The 19,521-nt window shown below is 64.0% G+C and carries 16 protein-coding genes; 7 read left to right on the forward strand and 9 right to left on the reverse strand.

What is annotated here, in order from left to right; genetic code table 11:
* Positions 1 to 19 precede the first annotated feature (19 nt).
* From AC0Z35_RS25305 to AC0Z35_RS25325, 5 genes are all read left to right on the forward strand, one after another.
* Positions 20 to 1,552, forward strand: a complete 1,533-nt coding sequence (locus AC0Z35_RS25305) for an ABC transporter substrate-binding protein (protein ID WP_485133265.1) — start codon at positions 20 to 22, stop codon at positions 1,550 to 1,552.
* 144 nt (positions 1,553 to 1,696) lie between these two features.
* Positions 1,697 to 2,620 carry an ABC transporter permease gene (locus AC0Z35_RS25310; protein WP_046806974.1) on the forward strand — a complete coding sequence of 308 codons (924 nt, stop codon included), beginning with the start codon at positions 1,697 to 1,699 and terminating at the stop codon, positions 2,618 to 2,620.
* 5 nt (positions 2,621 to 2,625) lie between these two features.
* Positions 2,626 to 3,495: an ABC transporter permease gene (locus AC0Z35_RS25315; protein ID WP_046806973.1), complete on the forward strand. Its 870-nt coding sequence runs from the start codon at positions 2,626 to 2,628 to the stop codon at positions 3,493 to 3,495.
* A gap of 72 nt (positions 3,496 to 3,567) precedes the next feature.
* Positions 3,568 to 5,307 (forward strand): M14 family metallopeptidase, encoded by a 1,740-nt coding sequence (locus AC0Z35_RS25320; RefSeq protein WP_219990501.1) that lies wholly within the window; start codon positions 3,568 to 3,570, stop codon positions 5,305 to 5,307.
* A 13-nt stretch (positions 5,308 to 5,320) separates the two neighbouring features.
* Positions 5,321 to 5,758, forward strand: coding sequence for an acetyltransferase (locus AC0Z35_RS25325; protein ID WP_046806971.1), 438 nt, complete (start codon positions 5,321 to 5,323; stop codon positions 5,756 to 5,758).
* Here the strand turns inward: AC0Z35_RS25325 and AC0Z35_RS25330 are convergent.
* The 5 genes from AC0Z35_RS25330 to AC0Z35_RS25350 all read right to left on the reverse strand — a co-directional run bounded on the left by AC0Z35_RS25330 (position 5,733) and on the right by AC0Z35_RS25350 (position 9,533).
* Positions 5,733 to 5,936 carry an oxidoreductase-like domain-containing protein gene (locus AC0Z35_RS25330; RefSeq protein WP_082134625.1) on the reverse strand — a complete coding sequence of 68 codons (204 nt, stop codon included), beginning with the start codon at positions 5,934 to 5,936 and terminating at the stop codon, positions 5,733 to 5,735. The genes AC0Z35_RS25325 and AC0Z35_RS25330 overlap by 26 nt on opposite strands.
* Positions 5,937 to 5,945: 9 nt before the next feature.
* Positions 5,946 to 6,521: a GNAT family N-acetyltransferase gene (locus AC0Z35_RS25335; protein WP_485133264.1), complete on the reverse strand. Its 576-nt coding sequence runs from the start codon at positions 6,519 to 6,521 to the stop codon at positions 5,946 to 5,948.
* Between the two features lie 138 nt (positions 6,522 to 6,659).
* The gene (locus AC0Z35_RS25340; RefSeq protein WP_485133263.1) at positions 6,660 to 8,288 is read right to left on the reverse strand and encodes a lytic murein transglycosylase; all 1,629 of its coding nucleotides are present in this window, start codon (positions 8,286 to 8,288) and stop codon (positions 6,660 to 6,662) included.
* 119 nt (positions 8,289 to 8,407) lie between these two features.
* The gene (locus tag AC0Z35_RS25345) at positions 8,408 to 8,770 is read right to left on the reverse strand and encodes a hypothetical protein (RefSeq protein ID WP_046806968.1); all 363 of its coding nucleotides are present in this window, start codon (positions 8,768 to 8,770) and stop codon (positions 8,408 to 8,410) included.
* Positions 8,771 to 8,795: 25 nt separating this feature from the next.
* Positions 8,796 to 9,533, reverse strand: coding sequence for a hypothetical protein (locus AC0Z35_RS25350; RefSeq protein ID WP_485133262.1), 738 nt, complete (start codon positions 9,531 to 9,533; stop codon positions 8,796 to 8,798).
* Between the two features lie 112 nt (positions 9,534 to 9,645).
* On the opposite strand from AC0Z35_RS25350, the gene AC0Z35_RS25355 reads away from it, so the two are divergent.
* Both AC0Z35_RS25355 and AC0Z35_RS25360 read left to right on the forward strand, forming a co-directional pair.
* Positions 9,646 to 10,581, forward strand: coding sequence for a LysR family transcriptional regulator (locus AC0Z35_RS25355; protein WP_120156300.1), 936 nt, complete (start codon positions 9,646 to 9,648; stop codon positions 10,579 to 10,581).
* A gap of 72 nt (positions 10,582 to 10,653) precedes the next feature.
* On the forward strand, positions 10,654 to 11,604 hold the full coding sequence (locus AC0Z35_RS25360; protein WP_120156301.1) for an adenosine deaminase: 951 nt from the start codon (positions 10,654 to 10,656) through the stop codon (positions 11,602 to 11,604).
* Positions 11,605 to 11,701: 97 nt separating this feature from the next.
* Here AC0Z35_RS25360 and AC0Z35_RS25365 read toward each other — a convergent pair whose 3' ends face one another.
* The 4 genes from AC0Z35_RS25365 to AC0Z35_RS25380 all read right to left on the reverse strand — a co-directional run bounded on the left by AC0Z35_RS25365 (position 11,702) and on the right by AC0Z35_RS25380 (position 19,081).
* Complete coding sequence (locus tag AC0Z35_RS25365; RefSeq protein ID WP_485133261.1) at positions 11,702 to 12,217, reverse strand: DUF6708 domain-containing protein; 516 nt, start codon at positions 12,215 to 12,217, stop codon at positions 11,702 to 11,704.
* 275 nt (positions 12,218 to 12,492) lie between these two features.
* Complete coding sequence (locus AC0Z35_RS25370; RefSeq protein WP_485133260.1) at positions 12,493 to 15,951, reverse strand: T6SS effector BTH_I2691 family protein; 3,459 nt, start codon at positions 15,949 to 15,951, stop codon at positions 12,493 to 12,495.
* Complete coding sequence (locus AC0Z35_RS25375; RefSeq protein ID WP_485133259.1) at positions 15,948 to 16,940, reverse strand: hypothetical protein; 993 nt, start codon at positions 16,938 to 16,940, stop codon at positions 15,948 to 15,950. Before AC0Z35_RS25375 ends, AC0Z35_RS25370 begins: the two co-directional genes overlap by 4 nt.
* Before the next feature lie 68 nt (positions 16,941 to 17,008).
* Positions 17,009 to 19,081, reverse strand: a complete 2,073-nt coding sequence (locus tag AC0Z35_RS25380; RefSeq protein WP_485133258.1) for a type VI secretion system Vgr family protein — start codon at positions 19,079 to 19,081, stop codon at positions 17,009 to 17,011.
* Between the last annotated feature and the right edge of the window lie 440 nt (positions 19,082 to 19,521).

Below are 19,521 nucleotides of genomic sequence, written 5' to 3' on the forward strand. Positions count from 1 at the left end.
TCCCGTCCCTGGAGCGAACATGCAATTCCTACGCACCACCTTCACCGCCACCGCCCTGACCCTGGCGTTGGGCGGCGCGATGCCCGCCGTCTTCTCGACCGCGCATGCCGCCGGCACGCTCAGCGTAGCCATCAACCAGGACCCGGGCAGCTGGGATCCCATCGACACCTTTGTGACGTTCTGGGGCTCGGTGGGCGGCAACCTGTATGACGGCCTGACCATGCGCGGCGCCGACCTGAAGCTGCAACCCGGCCTGGCCACCAGCTGGGAATACCTGGACGACAACAAGCGCCTACGCTTCAAGCTGCGCGAAGGCGTCAAGTTCCATAACGGCGAACCCTTCAACGCCGAAGCCGTGAAGTTCACGTTTGAACGCCTGCTGGGCGCGGAAGGCGCCAAGGGCCCGCAAAAGTCCAACTACGATTCCATCGGCGAAATCAAGGTGGTGGACGACTACACCGTCGACTTCATCCTGAAGCAGCCGGACCCCGTGCTCTTGACCAAGCTGGCCGGCTACGGCGCCATGATCGTGCCGCCCAAGTACATCAAGGAAAAAGGCGAGGACTACTTCAACACGAACCCGGTCGGCACCGGCCCGTTCAAGTTTGAAAGCTACCAGCCCAAGGTCAACGTGACCTTGGCGCGCAACGACGACTACTGGGGCGGCAAGCCCAAGCTGGACAAGGTCGTGTACCGCTTCATCAGCGAACCCGGCACGCAAGTGGCCGAACTGCAAGCCGGCCGCATCGACATTGCCACGCTGATCCCGCTGGGCTTGATCGAAACGGTGAAGAAGTCGGGCAACGCCGACGTTATCTCGACGGGCGGCCCGGTCGCCTTTGCCCTGCGCTACAAGACCAGCGGCGGCATCACGCAGAACCGTGACGTGCGCCGCGCGCTGATCATGGCGGTGGACCGCGAGGCCATCGTCAAGCAGCTGCTGCTGGGCCAGGCCAAGGTCATTGCCAGCTTCCAGGGCCCGCAATCGTTCGGCTACAACCCCGAGCAAAAGCCGCTGCCCTTCAACCCCGCCGAAGCCAAGAAGCTGCTGGCCGCCGCCGGCGTGAAGCCGGGCGCCACCGTGCAGATCGACGTGCGCGGCAGCGATTCGAACTTCCGCGAAGTGGCCCAGGCCGTGTCCGGCTACCTGCAAGGCGTGGGCGTGCGCGCCACCATCAAGCCGTATGAAACCGGCGTGCTGCTCAACGACATCATCCCGGGCGGCAAGACGGGCGAGATGTGGCAAAACCAATGGGGCGGCTGGACGTACGACTACGACAACACCGCGTACCTGATGTATCACACGGGCCAGAAATGGAACCCGTACGACAACGACGCCAAGCTGAACGCCATGTTGGAAGCGCAGCGCACCGTCTATGACGTAAAGAAGCGCGAAGCCATGTTGCAGGAAATCGCTGCGTACGTCGCCGATCAGGCGCTGGAAATGCCGCTGTACAGCCTGAACACGATCGTGGGCGTGAACAAGCGCGTCAAGAACCTGGAAGTGCCCGGCGATATCCGCTTCCGTTTCCTTCAGACCAGCGTGGAGTAACGGCCCCGAAGCGCCAGGCGCTTCGCCCCAGGGACAAGCCCGCGGCCGGCAAGGCCGGCCTCGGGGCCTTCCCTGGCAGGGTTCGAGCAGGACTCATAGCATTCACTCACTGATCCGCTCCGGTGAAAACCGGGGCGGCGCCTCATGACCGGATTTCTTATTAAGCGCGTGTTGCAGGCGGTCTTCGTGATCGTCGCCGTGACATTGCTGGTTTCCTATGCAGTACGTCTGACCGGCGACCCCGCGCTGATGCTCAGCCAGGGTTCGGGCAGCGTCACCGAACAAGACCTGGCCAACATCCGCCAGGCGCTGGGCCTGAACCGCCCCTTCCACGAACAATACCTGTCGTACATGCAAGGGCTGTTGCACGGCGATTTCGGCCGCAGCTTCATGGGCGGCACGTCCGTCGCCAAGTTGATCGGCGACGCCCTGCCCGCCACGCTGATGCTGGCGTTTACGTCATTGATCGTGTCGATTCTGATCTCGCTGCCGCTAGGCATCCAGGCGGCCATCAAGCGCGGCAAGGCCACCGACCAGGCCATCCGCATCCTGTCGCTGGTGGGCCTGTCGTTTCCAAACTTCTGGCTGGCGCTGATGCTGGTGCTGCTGCTGTCGATCACCTTTCCGCTGCTGCCGCCTTCGGGCTGGAGCGGACCGGCCAGCCTGGTGCTGCCGTCGCTGACGATGGCCATCATCCTTAGCGCCACCAACATCCGCCTGGTGCGCACAACCATGCTGGAAACGCTGTCGGCGCAATACATCATGGTGGCGCGCAGCAAGGGCCTGAAGGAACGCGTGGTGCTGTACAAGCATGCGCTGCGCAATTGCGCGATTCCGCTCATCACGTATCTGGGCCTGCAATTTGGCGGCCTGATCGGCGGCATCGTCGTCATTGAAATGGTCTTTAACTGGCCGGGCCTGGGCACGCTGGCGTTCGACGCCATTTCGGGCCGCGACTACCCGGTGCTGCAAGGCACGGTCACCGTGCTGGCCACCGTCATCGTCCTGGTCAACCTGATCGTCGACATCGCCTACGGCATCGTCGACCCCCGTATCCGCACGCGTTGAGCCTTATGCAGACAACCTCCTCCACCGCCGCCGCGCCCAAGCCTTTCAAGCCACGCAGCCGCTATCGTTCGCTGGAATTCGTGCTGGGCGCGTTGCTGACCGGCGTGATGATCCTGTTGGTGCTGACGTCGGGCTGGCTGTTTCCCGATGGCGGCGAATCCATGGACCTGGCCGCCCGCCTGATGGCCCCGTTCACGTCGGCCGCGCATCCCTTCGGCACCGACCCGCTGGGCCGCGACGTGCTGGCGCGTGTCATCGTCGGCGGCAAGATCTCGTTGATGGTGGGCTTTGCGTCCGTGATCGGCGGCGCGCTGCTGGGCATCGTCATGGGCCTGATCGCCGGCTATTACCGCGGCTTCTGGGACATGATCGTCATGCGCTTTGCCGACGTGCAGCTGGCGCTGCCTTTCATCCTGGTGGCCATCACGTTCATTGCCATCCTGGGCGGCGGCCTGTTCAACGTGATCTTCTTCATGATCGTGTCGCAGTGGGTGCAGTATGCGCGGCTGGTGCGCGCCCAGGTGCTGGCGCTGCGCGAACGCGAATTCGTGCTGGCCGCCCGCGCCTTCGGCGTGCGTGACCTGGCCATGATCCGCCACCACATCGTGCCCAACCTGCTGGGCCCGCTGGTGATTCTGATGACCTTGAACGTGGCCAACAACATCCTCCTGGAAAGCAGCCTGACCTTCCTGGGCCTGGGCGTGGATCCCATGATTCCCAGCTGGGGCGGCATGCTGGCCGATGGCCGCACGTATATGCAGACCGCATGGTGGGTCAGCGTCTTTCCCGGCGTGGCGATCATGCTGACCGTGTTAGGCCTGAACCTGCTGGGCGATTGGCTGCGCGACCGCCTGGACCCCACCGGAAAGGTGTAAAAGACCAAATGCCCCGCAAGGGGCATTTGTGAATTTGCAGGATGCCGCCTGAACCCCGAAGGAACACAAAGCATGTCTTTGCTTGATAAAACATTTGACCGCACGCTGGACGCCTGGACCCATGCCTACCTGGCGCCCGCCTGGCGTGGCGCGGTCGTGGAAGGCTGGCTGTTCGAAGGCGTGCAAGCCCGCCGCGCGGCGCAGGCCCGGCTGGCGCAGGCCGGCGTCACCGCGCGTTTTCGCAGCGCCTACAAGCCGCTGCTGCATTTCTTTTTGGAAGACGTCCAGCGCGAGGGCCTGGTGTCCGCGCTGGTGCGCTACCCGCTGCATGAACACGCGCAGGCCAAGCGCTTCACGCTCGAAGCGTATCCGCTGATCGCTTTGCTGGACGGCGTGCGCGTCGTCATGCAGGCCGGCGCCAACGACTTGCATTACGACGTCACCCTGACCTACGCCGACGGCCGCCAGGTTGACGCACGCGTGTTCGCCCCCAACGTCGTGGGCGCGGCCCAGGATGGCACGCCCGAGCTCTCGCCTACCGGCTGGCTGCGCGTGCAGGACGCTGACGGCGTTGTGCAAACCGATGGCGCGCAATCGACTGAATACCAGCAGGCGTTCCGCAGCATCGTGGACACGGTGCGCAACCACCCGTGGGGCGCGCATGAACCGTATTTCGACCGCCTGGAGATCCGCGTGGACCTGCCCGGCATGGACTTCGCGCTGCCGGTAGATGAAGAAATCGTCAGCACCTTCGAAGCCCTGCACGAGGACGTATATTTCACGTTGCTGGAGCATTTCCAGCATCATTCCGGCCGCCCGTCGGGTGACCGCGGCTTGCAACCCGGCCAGATCATTCCCGACATCCGCCGGCATGACGGCGCGGCGCGCGTGCAGATATCGCTTGAGCCGTTTACGCACGTCGCACCGGTCACGCCCGTCCCGCCCAACGCCCCGTTGGCGCAGTGCCGCGAGCCCCTGACGGCGGGCCAGATCGCCGGCTGTGTGGCGGCTTTTGGCGGCGACACCTTCCAGGCAGTGTCGCGTCAAGGCCGCCCGGTGCTGGGGACTTATGTCCGTGGCCCCGGCCCCGCCGTGTTCATTTCGGGCGCGCAGCATGCCAACGAAACCTCGGGCGTCGTCGGCGCATTGCGCGCCACCCAGGCGCTGGCCGAACGCGGCGACGCGCACTTCGCGCTGATCGCCTTGGAAAACCCCGATGGATACGCCCTGTTCAACCGCCTGCGCGAACACCACCCGCGCCACATGCTGCATGCCTCGCGCTACAGCGCGCTAGGCGACGACATCGCGTATCGCGAGCACGCCCCGTTTTTCGAACGCGACGGGCGCCATCAGGCGCATGCCATCAGCGGCGCGCAATTGCACATCAACTTGCACGGCTACCCCGCGCACGAATGGACCCGGCCGCTATCGGGCTACCTGCCCCGCAATTTTGAGCTGTGGACGATTCCCAAGGGATTCTTCCTGGTGCTGCGCCATCATCCGGGCTGGCGCGACCGAGCGCGCCGCCTGATAGAAGGCGTCACCGCGCGGCTGGCGCGTAACGTGCCGGGGCTGGTGGAATTCAATGCGCGCCAATTGGAACTGTTTCACGCGCATGCGCTCGAAACGGGATTCGATGTCATGAACGGCATTCCCGTGCAGATCACCGAGACCGACCGCGAAGAACTTCCGCTGGCGCTGATTTCCGAGTTTCCGGATGAAACGGTCTACGGCGACCGCTTTATCTTCGCGCATACTGTGCAAATGGAAACCGTCCTGGCGGCGACTGACCTGTACCGCTCAGGGCTGTAAAGACCAATAAGAAATGAATATCCGAGAACGCAATCACGGCGACGACCTGGCCCTGGCGGACATCTGGCTCCGTTCGGTGCGCGCCACGCATTCCTTCCTGACCGAAAAAGAAATCCAGGGCATGTACCCGCAGATCCTCAACACCTACCTGCCGTCCGTGCGGGTGTGGGTCTGCGAAGACGAAGACGGCGACATCGCCGGCTTCATGGGGCTGACGGGCAACAAGGTCGACATGCTGTTCGTGGATGCCAGCAAGCGCGGCAAGGGCGCGGGCCGCCGTCTGCTGAACTTTGCCCGTTCGCTGCATGGCACCCTGCTGGTGGACGTCAATGAACAAAACCCGCAGGCGCATGGCTTCTACAAGCACTACGGGTTCGTCGACACCGGCCGCTCGGCGCACGATGACGCCGGCCGCCCCTTCCCCATCATTCACATGAAGCTGGCGGGCTGACCGCCTCATGACGGCTACGCCAGGCTTTCAAGGCCTGGCGATAGTTTTCCATGGCTTCGTCATACCGGTCGTACACGCAGGGGATGCAGCCGCTGTTGCAGCATTCATCCGGCGCGGGCGGTTCCGGCGGGACGGGGATGGGATCGTCGTCGGGCGGGGTCGGTAGGCGGGTGCTCATGGCCGGATGTTAACGCGACGGCAACGCTGTATTTGCATCGGCCACGTCTTGCTGGTCGCGCCATTGCCCGCGGTGAATCTCGTAGCGGACCTTGGTGTCTGAGTCGGGCTTGGCGTTGGCGTTGTTGGCGTTGGCGTTGTTGGCGTTGGCGTTGTCAGCTTCCGCCTCCACATCGCCAAGCAGGCGCATGCCGATCTTTTCCAACACCCGGCGCGATGCCGCGTTGGATCGGATCGCGACCGCGCACAACGTGTCCACCGGCAGCAGCCTGAAACCCAATCCGACCAGTGCCGTTGCGATCTCGACGGCGTAACCCCGGCCCCAGCAATCCGGCTCGAACGCGTAGGCAAGCTCGATGGCGCCGCCTTCATCGGTAAGCGTGAACTTCAGGCCGGCGCGCCCTGCCAACGCGCCATGCTCCCGCGTTTGCAGCACATACATGCCGTAGCCATGGTCCAGCCAATGGGCCACGTTTTGCGCCAAGTACAACCGGCTGGCGGCGGCGTCGCGCGTACCGCCCATGGTGGCCATCACGTCCGCATTGGCATGCATCTGCGTGATGAACGACAGGTGCGACTGACGCATGCGCTCGGCGCGCAAGCGGGGTGTCAGGAAAACGTCAGGAAATGCGGCGTGCGGCATGACAGTCGAAAAGAAAACGGGGCGGCTACATCATAGCGGCGCAAGGCGACGCATGACAGTAGCCGCCCCGGTACGGCGGGCTTACTTCGCGGGCCGCGCGCGCAGGGCGTCGGGCTTGTCGGCCTTCAGCGCATCCAGAATGCGTTTGCCCACCCGGCCATCTTGCGGCAGGTTGCGGCGTTCCTGTTCGGCGCGCACCGCGTCGCGGGTCTTGGCGCCGGGTATGCCGTCCGCCTCGCCCACGTCGTAGCCCCGGCCGTACAGCTCTTCCTGCAACTGCTTGATCTCGGCGCGCGACAGGCCAGGGTCATCCGTCGGCCACGCCGCGATGATGCCCGGGCGGCCCTGCAAGCGGTTCAGCAGCAACGACACCGCCAGCCCATAACGGCGCGACTGGTTGTAATGCAGGATGGCGTCAAAGTTCACCGTCGCCAGAAACACCGGCCCCTTGGCGCCGGTGGGCGCGAACAGATAGGCTTGCTCGTCATTGCCCGACGGCAGCTTCAGCATCGACCCATCACCCTGCTTCAAGCCGGCCTGCGCCCACTGGGCAATCGTGCGGCGGTCTTGCGAGCCCACGTACTCCGCGTCCGGTTCAGGCGGGATGGCGGCGGCCAATTCGGCCGGCACGCGCACTTCCACCACGGCCGGCAGCCCATGCGTCCACTTGGCGCGGCGCTTACGCAGATGGTTGGCGGTAGACGCCAGCGCGTCAGGCAGCGAATTGTAAAGATCGATGCGGCCATCGCCGTCGCCATCGGCGGCCAGTTCGTAGAAGGACGTCGGAATGAACTGCGTCATCCCGAAAGCGCCGCTCCAGGAACCCACGAAGCTGTCCGCCGGCACCGTGCCGTCACGCAGCAGACGCACCGAGGCGTAGGCGTTTTTTTCCCACAGCGTTTTGTTTTCCGTGCAGGCGCGCGTCAACCAGGCGTTCAGCACGTCAGTCTTGCCGATCTGCCGGCCGTAGTTGGTTTCAATACCAAAAATCGCCACCAGCGTGGCGGGGTCCACCTGGTATTGCTGGCTGATGGTGGCCAGTTGCGGACCCACCTTCTTCATCACCGCCAGGCCGTCATTGACGCGTTCGTCGTCCACGGTCTTGGCGATGTAGTCCCACCAGCTTTCGCGCCCTTCGGGCTGGCCCTTGGCGGACGCAACGGTAGTGGGCAGAAGCTTGGCGCTGGCTGTGTATTTATCCCAATCCGCCACGGTCAGGCCATTGGCGGTGGCACCCTTGCGCAACTTGGCGATACACGCCTTCGTGTCCAGCTCGGTCGGAATGATGACCGTCGGCGCGGCGGCGGCAGGCGCGGCGGTAGCGGTAGTAGCGGGCGTCCCGGTAGCGGCGGGGGCCGCGGCGGGCGTCGCAGTGGCCGGCGTAGCAGCGGCGGCCGGAGCAGCGGCGGCCGGAGCAGCGGCGGCCGGAGCAGCGGCGGCCGGAGCAGCAGCGGGCGCCGACGCGGGGGCCGGCGCGGGCGTTGCGGCGCCGGCCTTTGTGGCTTCCTGCTCGGCAACAACGTCGTCAAAACTGCGCTTGGGCGTCAGCGGCGGCTGGGCCGGCGCAGGCGCGCTCTGCACGCGCGTGCCGGTGGCGGACGCAGGCGATTGCGCCTGAGCAGCGCCCGCGACGGCGATGATGGCCGCCGCCAACACAAGGCGCGACAGGCCAGGGGAATCGATTCGAGGGCGTGAAGAACGCAGACGCATGGTATTCCTGAAAAATCCAAGTCAGCCCGGATCGTACCGCGACCGGCCGCCGAAATCGAACGAGGGGCTGTGACGATTTTGCACGGGCCGAGGGCCGCGCCGGATGCTTCGAGAATCGCCTACCGAGGCGCCGCGTTGCCGCGCAGCTGCTGCAAGCGTTCGATGGCCGCCTCCAGGCCTTGCGCGGCGGCGGCTTCGTACCAGTGCAGTGCGGCTTTCATATCCGTCTGTTCCAGAATCATCGCCTGCACGTATTGCGCATCGGGATTGCCGCGCTGCGCATCGGCCAGCAAGGCGCGCTGCGCCAGGGCGTCCTGACGCGGCGACTCGCCATACACGTGCGCGTCATTGCCCACCGGGTCTTCGATCATGCCGCGCAGCGAAGGCGGGTTATGCGCAAACTGCTGCCGCCAGAACAACGCGGTCAGCAGGATGAAGGCGATGAAGACCAAGGCAACGATAAGCAGGTTTTTACGAGTCATGGGGGCATGAAATACGGGATGAAAATCAGGGCTGAACCGGCGCGAACCAATATTGCGACACACTGCTTTCGTTGGAATACCACGGCAGCAAGCCGATGCTGTCAGACTCGCGCTGCACCGTCACCAGCAGGCCGCCATCCTGAGGTCGAAACATTGCCACGTGGCGTCGCACACCCATGGCTTCATGCTGGCGCCAATCGTGCCGCACGCTGACCCATAGCCTGCCCTGGGTGCAGCCGGTGTAGCGCCGGATGCCGTCGGGCATGTTCAAACGCGCATCGCCCGGCATGGCCGTCATATCCTGCGCGCCGTCCTGCATCGGCAGCCGCGCGGCGGACCTCGCGCCCTGCCCGTCCAGCGCCAGCACGCCCCAGCCCCGGCCCTCGGCCGCCATCGACACAGTCGCCTGATCCGTCGACCGCCATTCCGGCAGCAGCGATTCGCGCATGCCGGGCAAGTCCAGCGGATACAGGAAGAAGGTGCGCAAGTCCTTTAACGCCCCGTTTACTTCGCCCGCGCGCAATTCGCCCTGGGCGCGATAGGTGCCCGCCAGCTCCGGACATTGCGCGGGATCCGAAGGCAGCACCACCGGCTCGCCGCTTTTGAACGACGGCCACGTGACGGCCACTTCATCCACGCGCGACACGCCGCAAGCGGCCAAGGTCAACGTCAACAGGCCGGCCGCCCCCATGCGGACAAGCAAACGCGCGCGGCTCGCGCAGGGCGTAGCAAGCGGTTGGGCGGAAAATAGGGATGAATTCATGGTTGCGCGCGTCCAGCCGGGATCGGCGCTGAACTATATCTGAAACCCGCCCCGCCGTTGCCAAGCGGTGCGCGGCGGAGAATAATCGGCACATCTCCACCGGCCAGGCACCATGACACCGTTCCGAGGCAAACTTCGCATCCGGCACCTGGAAATCGTGCTGACCGTCTCCGAGCTGGGCAACCTGTCCAAAGCGGCGGCGCAGCTGCACAGCACGCAATCCGGCTTGTCGCGCGCCATCGCCGAGATCGAAGAGCTGGTGGGCGCGCGCCTGTTCGAGCGCACGGCCAAGGGCACCACCTGCACGCCACTGGGCGAGGCGATGTGCCGCCACGCCCGCCTGCTGCTGACGGATTTTCGCAAGGCAGAGATCGACCTGGCCGCCGTGTCGCGCGGCGACGAAGGCAGCCTGACCGTCGGCTGCTTCTCGATGTTTGCCGGCTGGCCGGTGGCGCAGGCGGCGCGCTCGTTTCGGCAAGCCTATCCGCGCATCACGCTGACCATCGAGATCGGCACGCACGAACGCCTGATCGAAGACCTGGACGCGGGCGCGCTGGACGTGCTGATCAGCCGATTTTCGTCCACCGTCAACCCGCAGATCTATCGTTCCACCACCTTGCTGGAAGACGCCGTCGTGCTCGGTTGCGCCACGCACCATCCGTTGGCCGGGGTGGCGGGCACGACGCTGGCTGACTATGTGGCTTACCCCTGGATCACCGCGTTGCCTGGAAGCCGTATCCGAGGCGAGCTGGAAATGTCCCTGCGCCAGGCCGGTTTGGCGATTCCGGATATGATCGGCGCCCTGTCCCTGGAGTTTGGCCGCGAAATGCTGCTGGACGGGCACTACCTGTGGATGCTGCCCGGCAGCGTGGCCACGGTGCGCCAGGCTCGCGGCGAACTGGTCGTGCTGCCCGCGCGCCCCGCGATCAAGAAGTCCCCGCTTGCCGCGATCTGGCGGCGCGACCGCCCCAGCACCCGACAGGCCCGCGCTTTCGCGGCGCATCTGGCGCAGGCCATCGAAGCGGACGACATCGCGCTGGCCGCGTGATCGTTCGTTATAACGCCGGCACTTTTCGCCGATCCTCTTTTTCTGAACACGCCCCTTTTTTTCGGAGCACCCATGTACGACTGGCTCAACGCACTGCCCAAGGCGGAACTGCACCTGCACCTGGAAGGCTCGCTGGAACCCGAGCTGCTGTTCCAGCTGGCGCAACGCAACGGTGTTGCGCTGCCCTGGCCCGACATCGATGCGCTGCGCGGCGCCTACAACTACGGCAACCTTCAAGAATTTCTGGACCTGTATTACATGGGCGCGGACGTGCTGCGCACCGAGCAGGACTTCTACGACCTGACCTGGGCCTACCTGTTGAAGTGCCGCGAGCAGAACGTGGTGCACACCGAACCCTTCTTCGATCCGCAAACGCACACCGATCGCGGTATTCCGTTCCAGGTCGTGCTGGATGGCATCAGCCGCGCACTGGAAGACGGCCGCAAGCAGCTGGGCGTATCCAGCGGACTGATCCTGAGCTTCCTGCGCCACCTGCCCGAAGAGCAAGCCATGCGCACGCTGGAACAGGCCCTGCCCTTTCGCGACGCATTCATCGCCGTCGGCCTGGACAGCAGCGAAAAAGGTTTCCCGCCGCGTTTGTTCCAGCGCGTCTTCGACCGCGCCCGCGCCGAAGGGCTGCCCGCCGTGGCGCATGCGGGCGAAGAAGGCCCGCCCGAGTACATCTGGGAAGCGCTGGACCTGTTGAAAGTGCTGCGCGTGGACCACGGCGTGCGCGCTGCCGAAGACCCGAACCTGATCGCGCGGCTGATCGACGAACAGATCCCCCTGACCGTCTGTCCGCTATCCAACACCCGGCTACGCGTCTTCGAACACATGCGCGACCACAACATCCTGTCGCTGCTGGACGCAGGCGTGAAAGTCACCGTGAATTCCGATGATCCGGCTTATTTCGGCGGGTATGTCACCGAGAATTTTCAGGCGCTGCATGAACATTTGGGCATGACGCAAGATCAGGCGAAGGCGCTGGCGGATAACAGTCTGGATGCGCGCATCGCGAAGTGAGGCGTGGAGGAAGGCGGTGGGCCGTGGCTGGAAGTAAGGCAGCGGAGGGGTCAGCCTCTGGCTGTTTCGCGAGCTTGATTCACTCTGGTATCGCGGATCACGGCGCGCTCCGGGATTCGATATCCATTGCCTCGGGCCATTCAACCAACGGCGCCCAACGCAGCGCCAGGTTGTATGCCGGCACGTCATTCGCATCGCGTGGTTCGATGTCGCACGGGGGCAAGGCGTCGGGGCCTAGTTGCATGTAGGTGCAGACGTAGGCCCAGAGATTGTCCAGGTCTTGGTTGTAGGTGCTGAGGTGGAAACGTTCGATGACCTCGTTCGTACCGGACTTGACGATGGCGATTGAGACGCCCCACTTGATCATCAGGCTTCCACTGGATGACGCGCCCCATTGTTCCCAGACTTCCGCGCGAACATCGTCCCAGTCGTGGCTGGCGGTGGTGACGTAACGGTGAGCGAAGGGATTCCACCAAACCATGTGGAAGCCGTAAACATATATTTTTCGGCGTAGCCGGTTGAAGCGGATGGGAAGGTCGCGCGGCGGACAGACGTCCGTTTGGTAAAGAAACGCTGCAAGGTAAGAATAGGCGGCCAGCAGGAATAAAAACATCAATATCGTCGTGAGGCCATCGGACCCGTCTGTCGAAGAAAACGCCCCGTAGCCAAAAAAGAGGGGCAATTGCCAGATAAAGAAGCACACACACAAAGGCACACCCAGGATCAAAATTCCGCGGGTGCTCGATGTTCGTCGGGATAGCTCCAGGTGGACATCGTCAACATAGTTGGGTGCGTCTGCGCGATAACTGGGTGACCCGGGTGACTCATTAGGCCCAGGCAAATCGCGCTTCCAACCTGGGCACGGCGGATTAAGCAGAGGTCTTACCATCACGCTTCCTCCGCAGAGATCAACTTTGCGTATCCGCTGAGATCGTCCTTGTCTGGCCAATATGCAATTTCGACGACGGCTGCCTTAACTGCATGCATGCCGCCCAACCAGTATCTGCCGCTTAGCGCGGGATCGTCTCTGGTCGGCAACTCACTGACCGCTGGCACGAGATCTGGCTCGGTGTCTAGCATGGGCGCATGGGCCCGACTATTGTGATAGGCAGTTGCAAGCACTGACGACGTTATCAACGGCATACGTTTCCCATTTTTCGCCACCCCAAATTTATGAACGGTTAGCGTGAACTCGTAACGCGAGCGCAAGGGATCAAAACCAGGCAACAGAATCAAGTAAGCCAATTCCGTGCCCGTTTGAACGCCGCCCGTCTCCTTGATCAGCAAAACGTCCATTGCCGCAAGCTCGGCCGCATCGGCGAAGCGCTTGGATGAGTGAAATCCCAAAGACACCGACAATCCCGACAGTGCAGCGTTTAATGCGGCCACCGCTGAATCCAGCTGGTCTGCCATCTCCCATCGCTGGCTGCGCTCCGCGTTTCCGAAGTACGACTGCCGCGCCCACCGTTCCAAAGCATCGGATTCCAGTCTCTTCGCTTTAACACTCGCAGCGAATGCAGCGAGGCCAAAGACAATGCCAACTCCTAATGGCCCAAGCAGTGCGCCGCCGACTAAGGCTCCGGCACCGCTGAATCCAACACCTATGACCGAAAGAATCGCGGCGGATGCGTGCAACCATTTTGCCGAAGTGTCGCCTTGGCGGGCGGCACGCATAGCCGCTGCGATCCCCCCCACCCCATCCGCCACTCCCCCCAACGCCGCTATCGCCCCACCCGCTTTCACCAACCCCTTCCCCAACCCAATCGCCTTCGCGATCACGCCCAGCTCCGCATTCGCAATCCTCCGCATAAACGGCTGGACCGCCTCGCCTGCCACACTGACCGCCAACCCGCCCGCCTCGACACCCGCGCCTAGCATGCCGATGCCCGCTCCGTACAACGCAGCCATCGCCTCTGCATGCTCCGCGCCCACCGCGTTTCGAGCGGATTCCAGGCTGGCTTGCACGCTGTCATGCAGAAAGTAGAGGCTGACGAGCGATAGCGCGCCGTAGCCCGAGCCTACCGACAGACGCTTCAAGCTGACGAAGCCGTTCTTGGCGAATTCTCGGGCTTGTTCGGCGGTCAGTTCCAGACCGATCAGCAGGTCGGCCACGGGGGCTTCCAGGTGATGGACGCCAATCGACAGTCTTCGCATCAGGCCGCCCGCCATGGCGCGCGTACTGTGCGTGACGTCATCAATGGCCGCTTGCATGCTGTGCGCGGCGTCTCGCGCTGCGTCGGACACGTCCGCCGCGCCGGTCCTCATTGTTTTTATTCTCTGGGCAATATCCTCCGCGCTGCCTTCCATCCAGATCGTCACGTCGACCAGCAGCTTGTGCAACGCAGGGTCTGGGACGCTGATCAGGCCGGCGAAGATGAAAGCGCGTACTCGGCGGCCGGTGTTTTGGTTCAGGGATTCGCCGACGCGTTGCAGTTCGTCGGCGTAAATGGCGAGGAGTTCGCTGACCGTCAGTTGGATCACGACCTGCGTCATTTGCGCACCACGGTACAGCCAGGCGCCGCCGACGTGCACGGCGTTGACGGCCGCGCGGGTGGCGTCGTTTAACTGGGCGTGAAGGCGGCTGCTGGCGCCGTGCACGGCGGCCAGCAGCTGGTCCGCGGCGTCCGCCGCCAAGCCTTCGCGCCAGGCGCCGATCTCTTTGCTGCTGACCAGGTTTTTGACGGCGTCGAAGTATTTCTTCGCGGCGTCGTTGGCCCCGCCCCCAGCCCCTGCACTGAACAGGGGCAGAAAGCTGGATTGCAGATCGCTGCGTTGGCCGTTCAACGCCAGATAGACGGCGCTGTGGGGGTCGGACAATAGCTGCTTCCAAGCCTGCGATGTGGGACCTGGATTGTCGGTGCGGGCGGGATCGGCAGCACCACCCGTATGTCCGGCAGTCGGCGGATTCGCCGTCGCAGCCGAACTGGCCGCGGCCGAGGAAACGCCGCTACCCGCAACGGCAAGCGGCACAGACACCGCATCGGTAATGCCGCCGTCCAGGCACGCGCTGACCATCAGCAGGCGCAGGCGGCGCGAGCGTTCATCGGTGTCGCTGTAATCCAGGTCTACCACCCGCTTCCAGGCTGCGCCGCGCACAACCTGTGCCCAGTCTTCGCCATAGGCATCGATGATTGCCTCCAGCCGTTTGGACTCCTTGTCATAGCTCGCTTGAAAACTGGCGCGGCCCTTGCGGCCTAGCTCGGAGGGCGGGTCAGATTCCCAATAGCGTTCCTTCAGCCGATCCATCCGCTGCTCGGTCTTGTAGGCGATGCGTTCGCGGCGCTCCAAGGCCGGATCCCGGAAGATCGGCGCCATGCCGGATTCGCTGGGCATCGTGTCCAGCATGTAGGTGGGGCTGTCCGGTATCTCGGCATCGGCCTGTGCGGCGTAAAGCTGTTCAATGCCCAGCAAACATTGCGAGGTCAGATACGCATAGCGCCGCTGCGGCTCTTCCGCCCACATGCGCTTTTGCGTGTAGGCGGCCAAACGGAAGTTGTTCAATTCCTGCGCCAGGCCCACCGGGTCGGGCAGGATCAGCCCGGGCACGCCCTTGGCCAGATCGTGCTGAAGCTCCATCAGCCTCAGATAGTTGCGCATGCCCGTAGCCTGCAATACCCGCGAATGCCAGCCATGAACGCTGCCAAAATCACGGACGGCGTGGCTGTACTCTGCTATGTGTCGATCGATGCGGTGGGCGTGTTCCAGCGCCAGCGCCGCGCCTCCCGCCGTGGGCTCTTTGCGCAGCTTGGATAGGTCCAGGATGACAAAGCGCAGTGCGTGGTCCGAGTTGGCTGTCGCCTGTTGGACACCAGCGACTGCATGTGCCGCGCGTGCCGTCCCGTGTGAGGCGCCCGCTGCCGGCTGTGAGGCCCCCGCCGCCTTCGCGGCACCCGCGCCGGTCTTGTACGCGTCCAGCACAGCCACGGGCCACGGGTCTTGCGCGTACGCGACCCAGGCTGTCGTGTACATATCGACGTCGATACCGATAAAAGATGCCGGCAGATCGTGCGCGCTTTGGACGCAGCGTTCGGACAAGAGCGCGGGTGGGCCCTTGGCCATCTCGTAAGGGTCGAATTGACGCAGGTGACCGGCGTCAGTGACTTCGTACGCCTGCCAGACCTCATGGTCCAACAGCACGTAGACGTAACCACTACGTAGAATGCGCAGCGACTGTTGCAAGTCGGGGTGCGTCGTTGCGCCGCGCCTGTGCAACGACGCTGCCTTGGGAATGACGGCCGGGCGCAGCAGCAGGATCGGGATGCCGGTGCGCCGGCAGGCGGGGCAGCTGCCCAATGGCAGGGGCGACGTCTCTTGGGCGGCAATAGCCAATTGGCTGCTGGTGGTCATGGCGGGGAACCTACTTGGTCAAGATGGGTGGCAATGCGGTGCCAGGCATGGTCGCCATACGCAGCCAGCACGGTGGACGCACCGCCGGGCGCTGCACTGGCAAGTGCGAGTCGCAGCGGTTCGTAATCGAGTAAGCGCGGGTGTATTGCGGCTTGATGCAGCGCCAGCACGATGATGTCCCGGGTATCTGACAGCCCCGCTTCCCGGGCTTGGCGTATCCAGCGAAAGGCTTGTGCGGCGGCCTGCGGAGGCAATAGCGAGGGACCTTGCCAGCGACCCGGTGCGTACGACAATGGCAATTGCAGCGATCGGCGCCAGGCCGACAGCAGTTGCGCAATTAGCGGCGCGTCACGTTGAGTCTGTCGGGCAAGCGCGGGGAGCTCGGCGCCAATGCGCCCGACGCCAATCCCGACATCAATCCCCGCACTGCGCTGGAAACCATTCACCATCGCAAGCGATCCCCAACTGCTAGGCAACAACCACGTGCGTATGGGCCACATCAGCGGCCCCAGCGTTTCAGCGTGGATGGACGCGGCCAGCAGTTCCAGGCGCAACGGTTCAAACCATGGCGACATTCCGCGCGGGGAATCGGCCGAAAAGTCCATGCAGCGCGCGGCCACGTGATCCGCCAACGTCTGCCCGTCCAGGGGACTGAGCAGGCAGCCGCACACATAGCGACGGCGGCGGGCGGCGTCCGCCTGCGCAAGGCGTTGGGCCAGCCCCATGAGTTCGGGCGCGGGCACATCCCCACATCCCGCCAACCGGACCAGCACTGGGCATGCCTTTGGCGAGTGGGCCAGGTCGGGGCGCGCGACGGTCGTTAGCGCATCGGCGCCCAACACCTTGGTCAACGACGCAAGACTCAGCCCATGCTCCGGCGCGCAGTCCGCCAGGGGATTCAACAACAGGTAGACGCTGTCATCCGCTGCGCGGCGCGCTGCGACCAGGGCGGCCATCGTGCCTGGCGTCGTGGTGTCTGTCGGCATCATGCGTGCCGCGGGCCGGACCGCCCCCTTCGTAGACGCCGTCATATTGCCCAACGTCACCGTGCGCCCCGTCATCGCGCGCGTTCCATGCAATCGTCCAGCAAGCCTTCGACGACATCGCCCGCCATCGACAGCGAATTGCCGCCGCCGCCCGCCTGCGCCACCGGGCCTTTTAGGTTGATGGCAAGTGCTTCCAATGTGATGCCGGAACCATTGATCGTGATGGTGCCGCCCGGCCCCTTGATGACCACGCTTTGCGCGGCCTGCAATTCCAGTGTCACCGTCTTGCCCTCGATCCGCTCGCCCGCATGTACCTGAAAATGCCCCTGGACCTTATGTTCCACATGCCCGCCCGTTTCAATCCAGTGATTGGCCACAGTCTTGTCGCGCCGGTTGTTGCCTACGTCTTCCGTGCGGTCCCGGCCGGTGGCGATGGTGTGGTTGCGGTCGATGGTCAGGAAGTCGTCCTGGCCGATGGTGTGGCGGCGGTCCTGGCCGATGTGGACCTGTTCATCGCTGCCCACCGATTCGCTGCGGTCGTGGCCGATGGTGATGGTTTCGTCATGCTCGACCTGTTCGCTGCGGTCGTTGCCGACGAAGGTGGTCTCGTTGTGATTGACGTGGAGGTTCTGGTCTTTTTGCGCGTGAACGTAGACCTCTTCCTGATCCCGTTCGTCTTCAAAGCGCAGCTCGTTATAGCCCTCGCCCTTGTGGGTCTGGCTTTTGATCGTCATGCGCGTTTTGTGGCGCGGCAGCTCGTAGGGCGGCGGGTTGATCGACCGGTGCGTTCTGCCCGTGACGATCGGCTGCGAGCTATCGCCATCCAGAAAGCTGACGATGACTTCCTGGCCGATGCGCGGGATGGCCATGTGGCCCCAGCCCGCACCCGCCCAGTTTTGCGACACGCGGATCCAGCACGAGCTGTGCTCGTTGTTCTGCCCCACCCGGTCCCACGGAAACTGCACCTTGATGCGGCCGAATTCGTCGCAGTAGATTTCTTCATTGGGCGGGCCGACCACGCTGGCGATCTGCGGGCCGTCCACGCGCGGCTTGCGGCTGGGCGCGGGTTTCCAGTCGACCTTGTCCGGCACGATGTCGGCGGTGTAGCCGTAGCGCGTGCCTTGTTCAGCGCCCGCGCCGTCTTCTTCCTGGCTGCTGTGCTGGATGCCGTGGTGGCGCATGCGCACCGGGCGCCAGCCGTGGTTCCAGTCATCACGCGGGTGGCCGGTCAGGTCGAACGCCACGCCGGGAATTAGCCGTGCGTCGTCGCCGTGCACCTGGGCCATGCGCGCATCGCGGCGCAAGCCCAGCAGGCGGCTTTGCGTGAAGGGTTTGCCGGCCTCGTCGCGCTTGTAGCGGCCAGGGTAGTCGTAGCGCTCGTAGCGGCCGTCTTGGTGTTGCAGGTCGGTGGCGAGGTGCGTGTGCTCCTGGTCGTACTGCGGGTGCGTGTAGGTGTAGTCGCGTTGCGTCTGGCGGGCGGTGCGTAGTTGTTCGGTGTAGATGAAGCGATGCAATGCAGGTTCGCGTTGATCGCCGCCCGGCGTCGGGTTGTAGAGGACCGGCCCGCCGGCGATCTCGCCATGGATGTAGATGCGGTCGCCGTGGATCAGGCGGTGGGAATTTTCGGTATGGGCGTAGCGGTGGAAGTAGCCCTCTTCGGCGGCCAGGCGCGCCACGAAATCCAGATCGGTTTCGCCGGCCTGCACGCAGTATTCACGCACCAGGTGGTGGTGGGTGGTGACCTGTTCGTAGTCGGTAATGCCGTGGCGCTTGAAGACATCGGCCAGGATGTCCGGCACAGACAGTTGCTGGTAGATGCGCCAATCCGAACACAGCGCCGCGCGCGCCAGCGACGGTTCGACCACGGCGCGGTAACGCGTGCGCCGAAAGCCGGTGTCGCCTTGCTCGAAGGCCGTGACGATGCCGTGCACGTGGCGCACGGGCGCATCGCCCCGCCATAGCGTGAACAACGCTGTTTGATCCAGCAGCGCGCCAAAGTCGATGGCGGGGTCGAAGCTGGATAGCTCAAGCTCTAACCGATAGGTCTCGGACAGCGCCTCGTCCAGCGTGAATTCAATAACGTCGAACGCCACGCCACGGGCGGCGGGCACGAAGGTAAAACGCAGGTCGGATGAGTGGGCCATGGGGATCCTGGAATAAGTCCCGACAGCTATGCAACATCCATGCCAACTTTCACGGCGTCCGGTTAAACCCAATGCTTTCAGCGACTTAGGATTTCGGGCGCAGTGCGAACGGCGAAGAAATGGACCTGGTTATCGCCAAACGCGCCGAAAGCCGTGAAAACACAGGTTTTCCTCGCTAAAACCGGCTTGTTCTGCAATAAATCAGGCCAGATCTGGCCCGAAGTTTTGCAAGTGCCTGATTCCTAAGGAGGTTCACTGGGCCAGAATTGGCCCGATCGGGTCAATTCTGGCCCGCGCGACGGTGGGCGGCCTTGGTCCGGCATGCCCTTTTACGCCGCCCTTTTACGCCGCCCTTTTTACGCAGCCCATTTACGCGCCCATTTACGCCGCCCTTTTACGCCCCTTGCCTCCCGGCCAGCCATGCGGGTTTCGCATGACCT

This window comes from Achromobacter sp. 1L-A-4-B-C2 (assembly GCF_057291955.1).

What these genes read in the sequence shown, in the direction of transcription:
- AC0Z35_RS25305 (WP_485133265.1), top strand. Translation starts at nt 20, where the DNA reads ATGCAATTCCTACGCACCACCTTCACCGCCACCGCCCTGACCCTGGCG.
- AC0Z35_RS25310 (WP_046806974.1), top strand. Translation starts at nt 1,697, where the DNA reads ATGACCGGATTTCTTATTAAGCGCGTGTTGCAGGCGGTCTTCGTGATC.
- AC0Z35_RS25315 (WP_046806973.1), top strand. Translation starts at nt 2,626, where the DNA reads ATGCAGACAACCTCCTCCACCGCCGCCGCGCCCAAGCCTTTCAAGCCA.
- AC0Z35_RS25320 (WP_219990501.1), top strand. Translation starts at nt 3,568, where the DNA reads ATGTCTTTGCTTGATAAAACATTTGACCGCACGCTGGACGCCTGGACC.
- AC0Z35_RS25325 (WP_046806971.1), top strand. Translation starts at nt 5,321, where the DNA reads ATGAATATCCGAGAACGCAATCACGGCGACGACCTGGCCCTGGCGGAC.
- AC0Z35_RS25330 (WP_082134625.1), bottom strand. Translation starts at nt 5,936, where the DNA reads ATGAGCACCCGCCTACCGACCCCGCCCGACGACGATCCCATCCCCGTC.
- AC0Z35_RS25335 (WP_485133264.1), bottom strand. Translation starts at nt 6,521, where the DNA reads ATGCGTCAGTCGCACCTGTCGTTCATCACGCAGATGCATGCCAATGCG.
- AC0Z35_RS25340 (WP_485133263.1), bottom strand. Translation starts at nt 8,288, where the DNA reads ATGCGTCTGCGTTCTTCACGCCCTCGAATCGATTCCCCTGGCCTGTCG.
- AC0Z35_RS25345 (WP_046806968.1), bottom strand. Translation starts at nt 8,770, where the DNA reads ATGACTCGTAAAAACCTGCTTATCGTTGCCTTGGTCTTCATCGCCTTC.
- AC0Z35_RS25350 (WP_485133262.1), bottom strand. Translation starts at nt 9,533, where the DNA reads ATGAATTCATCCCTATTTTCCGCCCAACCGCTTGCTACGCCCTGCGCG.
- AC0Z35_RS25355 (WP_120156300.1), top strand. Translation starts at nt 9,646, where the DNA reads ATGACACCGTTCCGAGGCAAACTTCGCATCCGGCACCTGGAAATCGTG.
- AC0Z35_RS25360 (WP_120156301.1), top strand. Translation starts at nt 10,654, where the DNA reads ATGTACGACTGGCTCAACGCACTGCCCAAGGCGGAACTGCACCTGCAC.
- AC0Z35_RS25365 (WP_485133261.1), bottom strand. Translation starts at nt 12,217, where the DNA reads ATGTTTTTATTCCTGCTGGCCGCCTATTCTTACCTTGCAGCGTTTCTT.
- AC0Z35_RS25370 (WP_485133260.1), bottom strand. Translation starts at nt 15,951, where the DNA reads ATGACCACCAGCAGCCAATTGGCTATTGCCGCCCAAGAGACGTCGCCC.
- AC0Z35_RS25375 (WP_485133259.1), bottom strand. Translation starts at nt 16,940, where the DNA reads ATGATGCCGACAGACACCACGACGCCAGGCACGATGGCCGCCCTGGTC.
- AC0Z35_RS25380 (WP_485133258.1), bottom strand. Translation starts at nt 19,081, where the DNA reads ATGGCCCACTCATCCGACCTGCGTTTTACCTTCGTGCCCGCCGCCCGT.